This window comes from Streptomyces roseoviridis, assembly GCF_039535235.1.
Classification (GTDB): domain Bacteria; phylum Actinomycetota; class Actinomycetes; order Streptomycetales; family Streptomycetaceae; genus Streptomyces; species Streptomyces roseoviridis.
Genome location: NZ_BAAAWU010000001.1, coordinates 3,379,274 through 3,394,440, shown reverse-complemented (window position 1 = coordinate 3,394,440; position 15,167 = coordinate 3,379,274). Strand labels below are relative to the sequence as shown.

Below are 15,167 nucleotides of genomic sequence, written 5' to 3'. Positions count from 1 at the left end.
TACGAAGACATGGCCGTGAACGTCCGCATCCCCACCATCCTCCGCACCTACACGGGCGGCCAGGCGGAGGTGCCCGCCGAGGGCGCCACCCTCGCCGAGGTCATCGCCGACCTGGAGAAGAACCACACCGGCATCGCCGCCCGCGTCCTGGACGACCAGGGCAAGCTGCGCCGCTTCGTCAACGTGTACGTGAACGACGACGACGTGCGCTTCGAGCAGGGCCTGGAGACGGCGACGCCGGACGGCGCGGGCGTGTCGATCATCCCGGCCGTCGCCGGCGGCTGCTGAGCCGTAGGCCGAGTGGGGTTTTGCCCGCTTCCCCGATTTCCCTGAATTGCCCCTTCCGCTGCCAGAAGCGGAAGGGGCAATTCAGCATGGTTGAGCGCGGTAGAGTTGGGGAAGTCCCCGCAGCCGCTCATGCCAGGCGCATATGAGAATGCGTCCGCGCGGGACGAGATGCAGCCAAAGTGACCGTGCCTTGTGCACCATCTGCGCGCTTTGCCGGGCCCGACTTGCCCCGGAATTCCATGTATTCTCCTCAATCCGCCTTTCCGGCGTGCCCAGAATTCTCGTCGGATTGACCTGTTGCAGAGGGCAGTTGGGCAGATACATTCAGCCGCGGTCGACGCGTTCCGGCGCAGGGTCTGACCCGGGTCCGCGAAGTGCGGTCCCGCGCAAGGGCCAGTAATAGGGGAGTTAGGCATGGCTCAGGGCACCGTCAAGTGGTTCAACGCGGAGAAGGGCTACGGCTTCATCGCGGTCGACGGTGGTGCGGATGTTTTCGTCCACTACAGCGCGATCCAGATGGACGGCTACCGCACCCTCGAAGAGGGTCAGCGGGTCGAGTTCGAGATCTCGCAGGGCCAGAAGGGTCCGCAGGCGGACATGGTCAAGCTCGCCGTCTGAGCGCGGCGCGATCGGCCACCGACGCACTTCCGTCGAGGGGCCCGCATCCTGACCGGGATGCGGGCCCCTCGCGCGTGTCCGCACGACCTGCCGCGGCGCCTCACGGTCGGGCCGGATCCGGGTGCGGATCGGCTCGCGGTCGGGGCCCGGACAGGGTGGGGACCGGCGCCCGGGGCGGGACCCGGATCCGAGCCCGGATCCGAGCCCGGATCCGGCTCTCGATCTGCGGGAGTCGCTTGCACTCTCCTAGGTCGAGTGCTAATCATTGGCGTTAGCACTCTGAAGGTGAGAGTGCTTACGAGGATCGGGCAGACGAGGTCGCAGGCCACGTGGGGCAAGGAACCACGGGGCACGCGGGCCGTCCGTCGCGGGCGTCGGCGCGGTCCAGGAGCGTTATCCACCCCATGTCCGGGAGGACCACTTCACATGGCCAAGATCATCGCGTTCGACGAGGAGGCCCGGCGCGGTCTCGAGCGCGGCATGAACCAGCTCGCTGACGCCGTCAAGGTCACCCTCGGTCCCAAGGGCCGCAACGTCGTCCTCGAGAAGAAGTGGGGCGCCCCCACGATCACCAACGATGGTGTCTCCATCGCCAAGGAGATCGAGCTCGAGGACCCGTACGAGAAGATCGGCGCCGAGCTGGTCAAGGAAGTCGCCAAGAAGACGGACGACGTCGCCGGCGACGGTACGACCACCGCCACCGTTCTCGCCCAGGCGCTGGTCCGCGAGGGCCTGCGCAACGTCGCCGCCGGCGCCAACCCGATGGCCCTCAAGCGCGGCATCGAGAAGGCCGTCGAGGCCGTCTCCGGCGCCCTGCTCGAGCAGGCCAAGGATGTCGAGACCAAGGAGCAGATCGCTTCCACGGCCTCCATCTCCGCCGCCGACACCCAGATCGGCGAGCTCATCGCCGAGGCCATGGACAAGGTCGGCAAGGAAGGCGTCATCACCGTCGAGGAGTCCCAGACCTTCGGTCTGGAGCTGGAGCTCACCGAGGGTATGCGCTTCGACAAGGGCTACATCTCGGCGTACTTCGCCACCGACATGGAGCGTATGGAGGCGTCCCTGGACGACCCGTACATCCTGATCGTCAACTCCAAGGTCTCCGCGGTCAAGGACCTCCTCCCGCTCCTGGAGAAGGTCATGCAGTCGGGCAAGCCGCTGCTGATCATCGCCGAGGACGTCGAGGGCGAGGCCCTGTCGACCCTGGTCGTCAACAAGATCCGTGGCACCTTCAAGTCCGTCGCCGTCAAGGCCCCGGGCTTCGGCGACCGCCGCAAGGCCATGCTGAACGACATCGCCATCCTCACCGGCGGCACGGTCATCTCCGAGGAGGTCGGCCTCAAGCTGGAGAACGCGGGCCTCGACCTGCTCGGCCGCGCCCGCAAGGTCGTCATCACCAAGGACGAGACCACCATCGTCGACGGTGCCGGTGACAGCGAGCAGGTCGCCGGTCGCGTGAACCAGATCCGCGCCGAGATCGAGAACAGCGACTCGGACTACGACCGCGAGAAGCTCCAGGAGCGCCTGGCGAAGCTCGCCGGTGGCGTCGCCGTCATCAAGGCCGGTGCCGCGACCGAGGTCGAGCTCAAGGAGCGCAAGCACCGCATCGAGGACGCCGTCCGCAACGCGAAGGCGGCCGTCGAGGAGGGCATCGTCGCCGGTGGTGGCGTGGCCCTGCTGCAGGCCTCCTCCGTCTTCGAGAAGCTCGACCTCGAGGGCGACGAGGCCACCGGTGCCAACATCGTCAAGCTGGCCCTGGAGGCCCCGCTCAAGCAGATCGCCGTCAACGGTGGTCTCGAGGGTGGCGTCATCGTCGAGAAGGTGCGCAACCTGCCCGTCGGCCACGGCCTGAACGCCGCGACCGGCGAGTACGTCGACATGATCGCCGAGGGCATCATCGACCCGGCCAAGGTGACCCGTTCCGCGCTGCAGAACGCGTCCTCCATCGCGGCCCTGTTCCTCACCACCGAGGCCGTCATCGCCGACAAGCCGGAGAAGGCCGCCGCGCCGGCCGGCGGCGGCATGCCGGGCGGTGACATGGACTTCTGATCCTCTCAGTCGTAGAGGATCGGCGGTTCATCGCTGAACGCCGAAGGGCGGCACCCCACCGGGGTGCCGCCCTTTCGCCGTGTGGACGGCGCCACGGGGCGGGGCGATCCTGGAGGGGCAGGGAGGTCCGGGACCTGATCGGCGGGAGAACGCCATGATCACGCTGCTGACCACACCGGCGGACCGCGAGCTCGTCATCACCCGCACCTTCGACGCGCCGGTCGCGCGCGTGTGGGAGGCGTGGACGCGCCCCGAGCACGTCCACGCGTGGTACGGACTGGCGGCACTGACCATGTCCGTCTGCGAGATCGACCTGCGGCCGGGCGGCGCGTGGCGCTGGGGCCAGCGGACCCCGGACGGCCAGGAGATCGTCTTCTCCGGCACGTACGAGGAGATCGTCCCGGGCGAACGCCTCGTCTACACCGAGGTCTTCGAGCAGATGCCGGACGCCGGACCGGTCCGCGTGGTCCTCGCCTTCGACGCGACCCCCGACGGCGGCACCGCCCTGACCAGCACGTCCTTCTGGCCCTCGACGGAGATCCGCGACCAGGCACTGGCGGCGGGCATGGAGGCGGGGGTACGGGAGCAGTACGACCGGCTGGAGGAGCACCTGCGGCGGATGTGACGGGTGCCGTCCGCCGTCCGGTCAGGCCCGGCAAGATCCGGAAGAGAGGGCCTAGACCTCGTACCGCAGCAGCGCCCGGGCCACGGGCTCGCCGGTGCGACGGGCGTGGGCGGTACGGGCCTTGACCTCGCGCAGGGTGCGGGGCCGCCATCCGGGACCGCCGCAGCAGCTCTTGTGGAAGCCGATCCCCGCGTTCAGGACGACGGACAGCGCCCGCCAGGCGTCCTTGTCACGCCGCCGCGGCGGCTGGAACGCCGACCCTGCGTGGATCATCACCCGGGCGCAGCGCGGACAGTGCCGCTCGCGCTCGGGACCGTAGGACTGCTTGTACGAGGCCCGGCACGGCAGGCACACGTAGGAGGTCTTGCCGTGGCTCATGGGAGGGAGGGTACGGGGCCGGGGCGGGCGGATGGCAAGCGAATTCCGGTGCGGGCGTGGTCCGTACGTTCCTAGCCTGGGGATCATGGAGCTTTCCGCGATCACCCTCGACTGCGCCGACCCCCTGGCCCTCGCCGACTTCTACCACCGCGCCACCGGCCTGCCGCCGCACCCGAAGAACCACGCCGACTTCGCCGGCCTCCAGCGCGAGGGCGGCCTGCTCCTCGGCTTCCAGCGCGTCGACGACTACCGCGCCCCCGACTGGCCCGGCCAGGACGTCCCCCAGCAACTGCACCTGGACTTCGACGTCGACGACCTGGCGGAGGCGGAGGCCCGGCTCCTCGCCCTGGGCGCCCGGAAGCCGGACTTCCAGCCGGACGAGGAGCGCTTCGTGGTGCTCCTCGACCCGGCGGGACATCCGTTCTGTGTGGCGCCGCGGCGGGGTCCGTCGGTGTAGTCCCTCAGCCTCACGGCCCCGGGCCGTGCCCCGGGGCCGGTCGAGCCGCACGGTCAGGTGCGCATGCTTGCGAGCGCCTGGCGGATCTCCGCCGCTCGCAAGCGAACGCGCTGCACGGGGACGCGGCCGGAGGCGGTGGCCGGGGCGGCGGGCCCGCCGCGATCGCCCCGGCATGGTCCGCACTCGCCGTCGCGCAGCCGGTCCGCGTACCCCGGCGCGCCGCACTTCGCGCATTCGAGCAGCCGGAGGGGCGGGGGATCGCGACGGAGGGGCGGCGGGGGCAGCTTGTCGGTCAGCCGGCGCCTGGCGAGCGCGGCCGGGTGGTGGACGGGATGCGGCAGGCCGGCGGTCAGGGCGCGCAGCACGTCACGCTCCTCGGCACCCCGCGCGAACCACTCCTCGACCAGCGGCGTCAGCGCGCGGCAGTCCGCGTGGGACAGCGACATCGCGGCGTTCTCCCGCCCCAGCGCGGCGAGCAGGATGTAGGCGCGCGACCGGGTCGGCGGCGGCTTCTCCCTGGGCACGTCACCGCGCTCGAAGGCGGCCCACCACGCGTCGTCACGTGCCGTACGGGAGAACCACGTTCGGGTGATCCATTTTCCGCCGAGGCACTCGCGTCCGCGCCGCAGGTGCCCGACACGCTGGATGCGGTTGAGGGCGGTACGGAGGGCGCACTGCCCGTACGGCAGGTGCTTGGCCAGCGTCTTCACCGAAATGTCGCTGCCGTCGGGCAGCCGGTCGATGTACGCGGCGATGGCGGCCTCGCGGGGCGGGAGGTGCGCGAAGTCGTCACGACGGGAGGGACGTTCGTACGGCGTCGAGCGCTTTCCGTAGCCCGGGTTGGCGAGGGGGTGGGGAGCGAAACTAAACTCGGCGTCAGCCATGGATCGGAAGCGGCTTTCTTTCGATCGGTGGTGAGACCCCCTTCAGGTGTTGGCGCACCTGCTGGGGGTCGTTCGTTTACCGGACACGCTAGAGGCGTATGACTCTGCGTGGCAAGTCGGTCGCCCAGGGTCAACTCGCTGGGCGGGTGGGTGGGTTGAATCCCAGGCCCCGTCCCCATCCTCAGAAACAGCGCCCGAATCTCGCCGCTTGAGCCTCGGGCCTGAGCTGCGGCTCAGCCGATCGCGCGGCGGAACAGGCCCGTCCAGAGGAACGGTTCGCCGAAGTGCGGGGAGTCGGACGGCTCGTCGTGCATGCGGCGGAGCTCGATCTCCGTCAGGTCGGAGAAGAGCGCGCGCAGGGAGTCGGCGGTGTAGGCGAGGCCGCCGTGGAGGGAGGCGTCGCGGTAGAAGGCCGCGTCGGGGAGTTCGGAACCCATGCCGTCGGGGCCGGCGGCGAAGCAGGTGAGGGCGAAGTGGCCGCCGGGGGCGAGACGACGGGCGAGGAGGGCGAGGTAGCTTGCGCGGCGGTGGGGCGCGAGGTGGTGGAAGCAGCCGGAGTCGTAGATCAGGTCGTACGCGCCTTCGCTGCCGAGACGGCCCTCCCGGTCGAGCACGAAGGCGTCGCCCTGGAGGAAACGGACGTCCAGGCGCGCTTCCTCCGCCCGCTCCCGCGCCCACGCCAGCGCGCCGGCGGACAGGTCCACCGCGTCGACCGCGAAGCCGCGCGCCGCGAGGTGAAGGGCGTTGCGCCCCGGCCCGCAGCCGAGGTCCAGGGCACGCCCGCCGGTGGGGATCACGCCCTGGTCGAGATGGGCGGCCAGGTTCTCGTCGGGCTTCGGGACGAAGAAAGGGACGGGCCGGGCGCGATCGTCGTAGAAGCTCTCCCACTTGCCGGTGTCGGCGGCGAACAGGCCGTCGAGGAGCTGGAGAACGTCCTCGGTGGTGCGGGTCGAACGGTCCATGCGGATGTCCATGCGGATCCCCTTCCGTGTAGGGGAAACGCTACGGGAGGAAGGGGTGAAAGCCCAGGTCAGGGGCGGTTCGGGGAGGCGCTGGGCGGCGGTGTGGCGGGCGATCGGGAGGGGCGCGGGCTTGCTCCCCCCGGCTCTCGGGGCGGGGGCGCGGAGAGGAACGTTGGGGGCCGTCTCGGGGGGTTTGGGGGCGGGGGCGGAGAGGGTTTCGGGACGGGTTTGGGGACGGTTTCGGTGGGGGTTTGTGGGTGGGGTGGTGGTTGGGGTGCGGGTCTTGGGTGGTCGGGGTGGGGGTTTCTGATGGGCTTCTGGTGTCGGCCGCCCTCTCTCTGAGTGTGGCCCCCTCCGCCGGCCCCTCAAGGGCGCTCCTTCGTCGCGTCGCTACGCGATTCCGCTTCGCTCCACCCTTGACCGGCCGGCTCCGGGTGCCTTTTCACACTCGGAGGGCGGCCGGGGGCGTGGCCACGCGGCAAGGCCGGGTACCGGCCGGGCGACGTGGGCGAGTGGCGGGCTGGTGGGTGGGGGCCGGGTTTGTGGCGGGAGTGGGGGAGGCCGCTCCCCTCGTGGGGGGTGCGCCGAAGTGGGATGGGGTGCTCCACCCCAGCTCGGCGGCGACCGGCCGTCGTCTGGTCGGGGTTCAAGCCCCGCTGGTCACTCCCGGTGGGTGGGGAGTGTGGTCGGGGGCGGCCCGGCGGTGCAAACTGCCCCCTCGCGAGCCGAGGCGTGACGGGGGTGAACTCGCGTGACGAGGGAGGCGCTTCGGCTGTCTCGGCGAGGGAGTTTGCACCGCCGGGAAGGAGTGAAGTCACCTCTCCCCGGTCAGAGTGGGACGCGAGTGAACTGCTGTGACTCAGGAGGCGTCCCCGGACGGGGTTGTGTCGTCTCGCCGGTGCAAACTGCCCTCTCGCGGGCTGTGATGTGACGGCAGTGAACTGCTGTGACAGGCGTGGCACTTCGGCCGTCTCGGCAAGGGAGTTTGCACCGCCGGGCCATCTCGACTGCCCTTCCACCCGCCGGGAGTGACCAGCGGGGCCTGAATCCCAGCCGGACGACTACCACTCGCCGCCGAACCGACATCGGGCGCCCCATTCCACGACCGCGCACCCCGCACGGCGGGAAAGGTCCTCCCCCACCCCTGCCAAGAGCCCAGCCCCCACCCACCAGCCCGCCACCCGCCCACGGCGGGAAGCGCTGCCCGGCCTTGCCGCGTGGCCACGCCCCCCGGCCGCCCTCCGAGAGTTTGTGCGCACCGGGAGCCGGCGGGTCAAGGGTGGCCGGAGGCCATCGCGCAGCGACGCGACGAAGGAGCGCCCTTGACGCGGTGGCGGAAGGGGCGACTCTCGGAAGGAGGGTGGCCGTACGGTGCCCGCGTCAGGGCGTTCACCACGACGGACCAGGCAGCGGTGCGGACACGAGCTGAGCACCGTCCGGGACCGCCCCCGGACGGGCCCCCCTTCAGGTGGTCGGGGCCGGCGGTGCCTGGAGGGCCGGGTCCTGGCCCGAGCGGGCGAGGGACGCCGCGACGAAGCCGTTCCCCTTCAGTTCCTCCACCGTGGCGCGCAGGAAGGCGACCGTCTCCGCCGACCGGCCCACCGTCGTGCCCACCGCCTGCCGGATCTCCATGAACCGCTCGTCGATCAGCCGCACCTCCGGGTGGGCCGCCGCGTACGCCGTCATCGGCTGGCGGATGCCCGCACCCGCCTCAAGTCCCTGCTCCGCGAAGGTGTCGACGCCCTCCGCACCCCGCACCAGGGTCGCGTGGCGCAGCGCGCGGGTGAGGTGAAGGTCGTACGCGGAGCCCGCCTTCACGCCGATCCGGACGCCCGGGGCGTCCACGTCCTGCGGGGTCCTGAGCGCGGAGTCGCGCGGCACCGCGTACACGCCCTCGATGACCACGTACGGGGCCGTGAAGGCCACCTCCGCCTCCCGGGCGGGATCGACCGCGAGGAAGCAGAGGTCGGCCCGGCCGGTCGCCATCGCCTCGTACGACTTGCGGGCCGCGTCGAAGCACAGCAGTTCCACGGGCACGCCGAGGCGGGCCCCGATCTCGCGGGCGAGGTCCACGGTGACGCCGCCCGGAGCCTCCGGGGTGCCCTGGGCGAGGACCGGGTTGCCGAGGTTGATCGAGGCGCGCAGGGTCCCGGTGGGAGCCAGGTCGGCGGCGAGGGCCCGATTCGAGGTCGTCATGCGGCGGAGTCTAGACAGCCGGACATCCGGACCCCCGGACGGGGGACCCCGGACATCCGGACCCCCGGACGGGGGGCCCCGGACATCCGGACCCCCGGACGGGGACCCTCGGACGTCCAGACCCCCGGAAGCGGGACCCCGGACGTCCGGGGACGCAGCCACGTCCAGCCCTCGGTGGGATGGCCCCCGGACGTCCAGCCCGCAGCACCCACGCCCCCCGGCCGACCGTCAGTCCTCCTCCGCCCGGTGCACCCCGTCCAGGCGGGCCAGCTCCTCGGGCGCGAGGCGCAGGGTGCCCGCCGCGACGTTCGCCTCCAGGTGCGCCGGGTCGCCGGTGCCCGGGATCGCCAGCAGGTGGGGGCCCTGGTGGAGGATCCAGGCGAGGCGGATCTGGGCCGGGCTCGCGTCGTGGGCGCGGGCCACGGCGAGGAGTTCCTCCGGCTCCGCCGTCGCGCCGGCCCCGCTCTCCCGGCCGGCCGCCGCGATCGCGTAGAACGGCACGAACGCGATGCCCAGCTCGCCGCAGCGGCGGACGAACTCCGCGTACTCGGGGCGTACGCCGATCCCGTACATGTTCTGCACGCACACCACGGGGGCGATCCGCCGCGCCTCCTCCAGTTGCTCGGGCGTGACGTTGGACAGGCCGAGGTGGCGGATCAGGCCCGCCTCCCGGAGTGCGGCGAGGGCGCCGAAGCGTTCGGCGACCGAGTCGGTGCCGAGGACGCGGAGGTTGACGACGTCGAGGTGGTCGCGGCCCAGCTGGCGCAGGTTCTCCTCGACCTGGCCGCGCAGTGCCTCCGGCGTCCCGGCGTGGCTGACCCAGGCGCCCGACGCGTCCCGCGCCGGGCCCACCTTGGTGGCGATGACGAGGTCGTCGGGGTAGCGGCCGGAAGGGGCCAGGGCGCTGTTGATCAGCTCGTTGGCGGAACGGAGCGGGGAGAAGTAGAAGGCGGCGGTATCTATGTGATTGACGCCGAGCTCGACGGCCCTGCGGAGGACGGCGATCGCCTGGTCGCGGTCCCTCGGTACGGCGTTCTCGATCAGCGCCTGGCCGGTCTGGGGCAGGCGCATCGCGCCGAAGCCGATGCGGTTCACCGTCAGGTCGCCCAGCCTCCAGGTGCCGGAGGCGGAAGCGGAGACGGGGACGGGGACGTCAGCGGTGGTGTCCGTGGTGGTGTCCGTGGTGGTGTCCGTGGTGGTGTCCGTGGTCATGCGGTGGTGATCTCCCTGGTACGGAGCGGGGGTTGGCCCTACTGCGGAGTGGCCTGCCTGCGGGATGGGTCGGGCGCGGGTGGGCGACGAAGGTTTCCCCATGACCTCTCGCCTGCGCAACTCTCTTCTGCTCGGCCTCACTTCCGTCACCCTCGCGACCGGCCTCACCGCCACGCCGTCCGCTTCCGCCACCCCCGCCGCCGCGCCCACCCCTGCTGCCGTCCCCGTCCCTGCTGCCGTCCCCGTCCCTGTCCCCACGGTCCCCGCTCCACTCGCCTGGACGCCCTGTGGTCCCGACGGGCTCCGCCAGGAATGCGCCACGCTCTCCGTGCCCCTCGACTACGCGGACCCCCGAGGCCGACAGGTCGGGCTGGCCGTGTCCCGGATCCGCAGCACCGACCCGGCCGCCCGGCGCGGCACCCTTGTCGTCCTGCCCGGCGGGCCCGGCAACTCGGGTGTGCAGCGGCTGAGCGGCAAGGGCGCGGCGCTGGTGCGGGAGCTGGGCGGCGCGTACGACCTGGTGGCGTTCGACCCGCGCGGGGTCGGCGGCAGCATGAAGGCGGACTGCGGGCTCAGGGACGAGGACCGCCATCTGGTGACCCTGCGGGCCTGGCCGGCCGCCGACGGCTCCATCGCCGAGAACGTCGAGCGTTCCCGGCGGGTCGCCGCGGCCTGCGCCCGCAACGGCGGCGCCGAGCTGCGCAGCCTGACCACCGCCAACGAGGTCCGGGACATGGACCGGCTGCGGCAGGCGCTCGGCGAGGACAAGGTGTCGGCGTGGGCCCACTCGTACAGCACGTACGTCACCGCGTGGTACGCGCAGGAGTTCCCGCACCGTACCGACCGCGTCGTCCTCGACAGCAGCGCCGACCCCGACCCGCGGTCCGTGGGGCAGGGCTGGCTGCGGGACATGGCGCGGGGCGTCGAGGACCGCTTCCCCGACTTCGCGGCCTGGGCGGCGCACCCGGATCGGGCGCAGGCGGGGCTGCGGCTCGCCGAACGTCCCGAGGACGTCCGGCCCCTCGTCCTCGGCCTGGCCGCCCGCCTGGACCGTACGCCCAGGCCCTCGACCACGCCGGGCGTGCCGCTCACCGGCAACCTGCTCCGCCAGGCCCTGCACAACGCGCTGGGCTCCGACACCTCCTTCGAGGGCTTCGCCCGCCTGGTCCAGGAGGCCCGCACGCCCACGGCGACGCCCGCCCTGCCGGCGGCGCTGGCCGGCCCCATGCCCGGCCCCGACGTGGCCGTGGCCCTCGGTGTCGTCTGCAACGACGTGAGGTGGCGCGGCTCGGTCCGCGACCACGAGAGGGCGGTCGCCGCCGACCGCGTCGCGCACCCGCTGACGGCGGGCATGCCCGTGAACGTGACGCCCTGCTCCTTCTGGAAGGGCGGTCCGGTCGAGAAGCCGGTCCGGCTCACCGACGAGGGCCCGTCCGACATCCTCATGATCCAGGGCCTCCGTGACCCCAACGCCCCGCACTCCAGCGGCCTGAAGATGCGCGCGGCCCTCGGCGACCGCGCCCGTCTGGTCTCCGTCGACCGCGGCGGCCACGGCATGTACCTGAGCAACGGCAACGCGTGCGGCGACCGGACGGTGACCCGCTTCCTGCTGACGGGCGAGCGCCCGGCGGGCGACATCCGCTGCTAGACCCTGGCGCGGTCGGGGTCCGGGCCCGGGTCCGCGTCGGGGGCGGCGTCGGGGTCCGCGATTCCGGAGGGAGGGGGAGATGGAGCGGAGGGAGCGGATGCCCGTGCGGGGCGCGTGGCCGGGGCGGCCTCCGCCGCGGTCCTCACCGCAGTCGTCACCGCGGTCGTCGCCCCCGTCATCGCCACGTCCCCCGTCTCCACGTCGAACTCCTCGGTCATCTCCCGGCTGAAGCCGAAGAAGTACGTGGCCAGGAAACCCGTCACGTAACCGACCAGCAGCCCGCCCGCGTAGATCGCCACCGTCTCGCCCAGGCCCTTGTTGCCGTCGAGGAGCGGGAAGAGGGCCCAGCCGGAGGGGCCGATGGCGGTGGAGCCGACCTTGTCGCCCAGCATGTTGAAGAAGCCGACGAAACCGCCGCCGAAGGCGCCGCCGACGCAGGCGGTGACGAAGGGGCGGCCGAGCGGCAGGGAGACGCCGTAGATGAGGGGTTCGCCGACGCCGAGGAGTCCGGCGGGGAGGGCGGACCGGATGGTGCGGCGGAGCGAGCGGTTGCGGGGCAGCTTGACGTACACGGCCATCGCCGCGCCGACCTGGCCCGCGCCCGCCATCGCGAGGATCGGCAGGAGGACCGTGTAGTCCTGCTGCTCGATGAGGGTGGTGTGGATGGGGATGAGGGTCTGGTGGAGGCCGAGCATCACCAGGGGCAGGAACAGTCCGCCGAGCACGAGGCCGGCGCCGGCTCCCGCGTGGGCGAGCAGCCAGTCGGCGACGTCGCCGATGGCGCGGGAGACCTCGCCGGCCACGTACATCAGGCCGTAGACGGTGGCCAGGCCGGCGACGAGCACGGTGACGGTGGGAGTGACCAGGACGTCCAGGGACTCGGGCACCCTGCGGCGGCACCACTTCTCCACGTACACGGCGAGGACCGCCGCGCCGAGCGCGCCGAGCACGCCGCCCTGGCCGGGGGAGAGGGGCCGGCCGAGGACTTCGACCTTCGCGACGCCGGCGAAGACGATGACGGAGGCGACGGCGCCGCCGAGGATCGGCGTGCCGCCGAACTCCTTGGCCGTGTTGTAGCCGACGAAGACCGCGATCAGGGCCATGAAGCCGCTCGCGACGGCCGTGAGCGCCGGGGTGAGGGCGGGCAGCCGGCCGAGGTTGATCAGCAGGCCGTTGAGGCCGGCGATGATGCCGCAGCCGATGAGGGCGGGGATGAGCGGGACGAAGATGTTCGCGATCCGGCGCAGGAAGAGCTTGAAGGGCGTGGCGTTCCGCGCCTTCTGGGCGGCTCTGATCGCGGCGCCCGCCGCCGCGAGGTCCTCGGCGGTACGCGGCGGGGCGCCGGACGCCACCAGGGCCTCGAACTCCGGCGTCACGCGGGCGACCGCGCCCGGGCCGAGGACGATCTGGTACGTGTCGTCCTCCACCACGCCGAGCACGGGCGGCAGGGCCCGCAGGGCCTCGTCCCGGACGAGCGAGCGGTCCCGCAGGCCGAGCCGGAGGCGGGTCATGCAGTGGGCCACGGAGGTGACGTTCCCGGCGCCGCCGACGAGCGGGAGGATCGCGGCGGCGGTGGCGCGGTGCTTGTCCGCGGGGTGCGTCCGCTCGGCCGTGCTGCTCGTGTCGGCGCTGCTGCTCGTGTCGGCCGTGCCGTTCGTGTCGGCCGTGCCGGTCTCGCCGTCCGGGCGGCGCTTGTCGTGGGTGCCGCCCTTGTCGTTCGCACGGTCCTTGTCGTTCGCACGGTCCTTGTCGTTCGTGCCGCTCTTTTCGTGGGCGCTGCTGTTGTCGTCTGGGCTCATGGTGCGGTGGTGCCTTGCTGTGAGGGGTACGAGACGGGCCTCAGCCCGTCGTCGCGTGCAGCGCGGCGCGCAGGTGGCCCCGGGTGTCCTGCAGCCGGCGCTCGGCGGTCTTGGCGTCGACGTCGGCCAGGATCATCAGGATGGCGGTCTTCACCTCTCCGCCGGCGGAGCGCAACGCGGTCTCGATCTGCTCGTCGGTCGCTCCGGTGGCGAGGGCCACGATCCTGCGTGAGCGGGCCTGGAGCTTGTCGTTGGAGGCGCGGACGTCGACCATCAGGTTTCCGTAGGTCTTGCCCAGCCGGATCATGGTGATCGTCGAGATCATGTTGAGGACGAGCTTCTGGGCCGTGCCGGCCTTCAGCCGGGTCGATCCGGTGAGCAGTTCGGGGCCGGTCACGACCTCGATGCCGTGCTCGGCGGCCGCGGCGAGCGCGCTGTCGGCGTTGCAGGACAGGCCGATGGTGAGCGCGCCGAGGGCGCGGGCGTGTTCGACGGCGCCGACGGCGTAGGGGGTGCGGCCGGAGGCGGAGACGCCGACGACGGTGTCGTCGGCGGTGAGGCCGAGCGCGGTGAGGTCCGCGACGGCGAGTTCCTTGGAGTCCTCGGCGCCCTCGGCGGCCTTGACCATGGCGGTGGGGCCGCCGGCGATGAGGCCGACGACCTCGGAGGGGTCGGTGTTGAAGGTGGGCGGGCACTCGCTGGCGTCGAGGACGCCGAGCCGGCCGGCGGTGCCGGCGCCGAGGTAGAGGAGCCGTCCGCCGCGGGCCATCCGCTCGGCCGTCGCGTCGATGGCGGCGGCGATCGCCGGGAGCTGCCGGGCCACGGCGGTGGGGACGGTCTGGTCCTCCTGGTTCATGAGCGCGGCGATCTCGGCGGTGGGCAGCCGGTCGATCTCGGCGAGCTCGGGGCGGAAGGCCTCGGTGGTGAGCGTGGCGAGCTGGGCGCGCAGTTCGGAGTACGTGGTCGGCACGGGCGGCTGCTCTTTCCTGGGTGGTTCAGCGGGTGCGGGGGGCGTGGCGGTGTGCGAGCGCTTCGTACGAGGCCGCGAGGGCCGGGGCCGCCGTCTCGTACGTACGCTGGGTGACGCAGGTGAACAGGCAGTCCACCACCAGGAGTTGGCTGGTGCGGGAGGACATCGCGGCCGGGCGAAGTTCGCTCTCGCGGGCCGTGGAGGTGGTCAGGACGTGGTCGGCGTACTGGCTCACCGGGCCGTCCGGGCGGCCGGTGACGGCGACGGTGGTGGCGCCGTGGTCGAAGGCGACGCGGAGCGGTTCTATGACGTCGCCGGTGGAGCCGGAGTGGGTGATGGCGATGGCGACGTCGCCGGAGCGGAGCTGTACGGCGTTGGTGACGGCCAGGTGCGGGTCGCTGGGGGCGTGGGCGATCAGGCCGATGCGGAGGAGTTTCTGGGCGAGGTCCTGCGCGACCAGGCCGGAGGCGCCGATGCCGTAGATGTCGATGCGGCGGGCGGTGGCGAGGGCGGCGACGGCGGCGCCGAGCTGGACGGTGTCGAGGCCGGCGGCGGTGTCGGCGAGGGTCTGCTGCTCGTCGTAGGCGAGTTTGGCGACGACGTCGGCGACGGGGTCGTCGACGGCGATGTCGGCGGTGACGGAGGGCGCGCGGCCGGACTGCTGCTGGGCGGCGAGGCCGGCGAGGGCGAGGCGCAGGTCGCGGTAGCCGGGGTAGCCGAGGAGGCGGGCGGTGCGGACGACGGTCGCCTCGCTGGTGCCGGTGAGCTCGGCGAGGCCGGTGACCGTGAGGGCGGCGCAGCCGGCCGGGTCTCCGGCGACGGCCTCGGCGACCCGCTGCATGGAGCGGGTCATGGAGGGGGCGAGGGTCCGGACCTTGGCCGCGAGGGCGGCGGGGGCGGGCGGGGCGGCGCCGCCGGCGGTCGCGGCACCGGGGGCGGCCGGGGCCGCCGTGCGCGGGGTCGCCGTTCCGGGGGCCGGGGCGCCGGGTCTGCCCCCGCTTGTGAAACTTTCCTTCACTTCATTGGTCACTGTTGAAAGATATTTTCGGCTCCAGGGGGCGTCAAGACCTCCTCCCGCCCT

14 protein-coding genes are annotated in these 15,167 nt (G+C 72.5%); 6 read left to right on the top strand and 8 right to left on the bottom strand.

What is annotated here, in order from left to right; all coding sequences use genetic code 11:
- The first annotated feature begins 9 nt into the window (after positions 1-9).
- The 4 genes from ABD954_RS15315 (at position 10) to ABD954_RS15300 (ending at position 3,580) form a co-directional block, all read left to right on the top strand.
- A complete protein-coding gene (locus tag ABD954_RS15315; RefSeq protein ID WP_128985002.1) occupies positions 10-288 on the top strand; it encodes a MoaD/ThiS family protein in 279 nt (92 codons plus the stop codon).
- Between the two features lie 414 nt (positions 289-702).
- Positions 703-906, top strand: coding sequence for a cold-shock protein (locus ABD954_RS15310; RefSeq protein ID WP_005315736.1), 204 nt, complete (start codon positions 703-705; stop codon positions 904-906).
- 426 nt (positions 907-1,332) lie between these two features.
- Complete coding sequence (gene groL, locus ABD954_RS15305) at positions 1,333-2,955, top strand: chaperonin GroEL (protein ID WP_345486592.1); 1,623 nt, start codon at positions 1,333-1,335, stop codon at positions 2,953-2,955.
- Positions 2,956-3,109: 154 nt separating this feature from the next.
- On the top strand, positions 3,110-3,580 hold the full coding sequence (locus tag ABD954_RS15300; RefSeq protein WP_345486591.1) for an SRPBCC family protein: 471 nt from the start codon (positions 3,110-3,112) through the stop codon (positions 3,578-3,580).
- Between the two features lie 51 nt (positions 3,581-3,631).
- Here ABD954_RS15300 and ABD954_RS15295 read toward each other — a convergent pair whose 3' ends face one another.
- Positions 3,632-3,958: a deoxyxylulose-5-phosphate synthase gene (locus tag ABD954_RS15295; RefSeq protein WP_345486590.1), complete on the bottom strand. Its 327-nt coding sequence runs from the start codon at positions 3,956-3,958 to the stop codon at positions 3,632-3,634.
- An 85-nt stretch (positions 3,959-4,043) separates the two neighbouring features.
- On the opposite strand from ABD954_RS15295, the gene ABD954_RS15290 reads away from it, so the two are divergent.
- Positions 4,044-4,415 carry a VOC family protein gene (locus ABD954_RS15290; RefSeq protein ID WP_345486589.1) on the top strand — a complete coding sequence of 124 codons (372 nt, stop codon included), beginning with the start codon at positions 4,044-4,046 and terminating at the stop codon, positions 4,413-4,415.
- A gap of 53 nt (positions 4,416-4,468) precedes the next feature.
- On the opposite strand, the gene ABD954_RS15285 is transcribed toward ABD954_RS15290, so the two are convergent.
- The 4 genes from ABD954_RS15285 to ABD954_RS15270 all read right to left on the bottom strand — a co-directional run bounded on the left by ABD954_RS15285 (position 4,469) and on the right by ABD954_RS15270 (position 9,669).
- A complete protein-coding gene (locus ABD954_RS15285; RefSeq protein ID WP_345486588.1) occupies positions 4,469-5,299 on the bottom strand; it encodes a hypothetical protein in 831 nt (276 codons plus the stop codon).
- A gap of 233 nt (positions 5,300-5,532) precedes the next feature.
- Positions 5,533-6,261 (bottom strand): class I SAM-dependent methyltransferase, encoded by a 729-nt coding sequence (locus ABD954_RS15280; protein ID WP_345492195.1) that lies wholly within the window; start codon positions 6,259-6,261, stop codon positions 5,533-5,535.
- Positions 6,262-7,725: 1,464 nt separating this feature from the next.
- Complete coding sequence (locus ABD954_RS15275) at positions 7,726-8,457, bottom strand: transporter substrate-binding domain-containing protein (protein ID WP_345486587.1); 732 nt, start codon at positions 8,455-8,457, stop codon at positions 7,726-7,728.
- 228 nt (positions 8,458-8,685) lie between these two features.
- Positions 8,686-9,669 (bottom strand): aldo/keto reductase, encoded by a 984-nt coding sequence (locus ABD954_RS15270; RefSeq protein WP_345486586.1) that lies wholly within the window; start codon positions 9,667-9,669, stop codon positions 8,686-8,688.
- Between the two features lie 100 nt (positions 9,670-9,769).
- On the opposite strand from ABD954_RS15270, the gene ABD954_RS15265 reads away from it, so the two are divergent.
- Positions 9,770-11,317, top strand: coding sequence for an alpha/beta hydrolase (locus ABD954_RS15265; RefSeq protein ID WP_345486585.1), 1,548 nt, complete (start codon positions 9,770-9,772; stop codon positions 11,315-11,317).
- Here the strand turns inward: ABD954_RS15265 and ABD954_RS15260 are convergent.
- From ABD954_RS15260 to ABD954_RS15250, 3 genes are read right to left on the bottom strand one after another with little or no spacing between them, the layout of a single operon-like run.
- Positions 11,314-13,116: a PTS transporter subunit EIIC gene (locus ABD954_RS15260; RefSeq protein ID WP_345486584.1), complete on the bottom strand. Its 1,803-nt coding sequence runs from the start codon at positions 13,114-13,116 to the stop codon at positions 11,314-11,316. The two genes, ABD954_RS15265 and ABD954_RS15260, sit on opposite strands and share 4 nt — an antisense overlap.
- Before the next feature lie 40 nt (positions 13,117-13,156).
- Positions 13,157-14,086, bottom strand: coding sequence for an N-acetylmuramic acid 6-phosphate etherase (murQ, locus tag ABD954_RS15255; RefSeq protein ID WP_345486583.1), 930 nt, complete (start codon positions 14,084-14,086; stop codon positions 13,157-13,159).
- A gap of 25 nt (positions 14,087-14,111) precedes the next feature.
- Complete coding sequence (locus tag ABD954_RS15250; RefSeq protein WP_345486582.1) at positions 14,112-15,116, bottom strand: MurR/RpiR family transcriptional regulator; 1,005 nt, start codon at positions 15,114-15,116, stop codon at positions 14,112-14,114.
- Between the last annotated feature and the right edge of the window lie 51 nt (positions 15,117-15,167).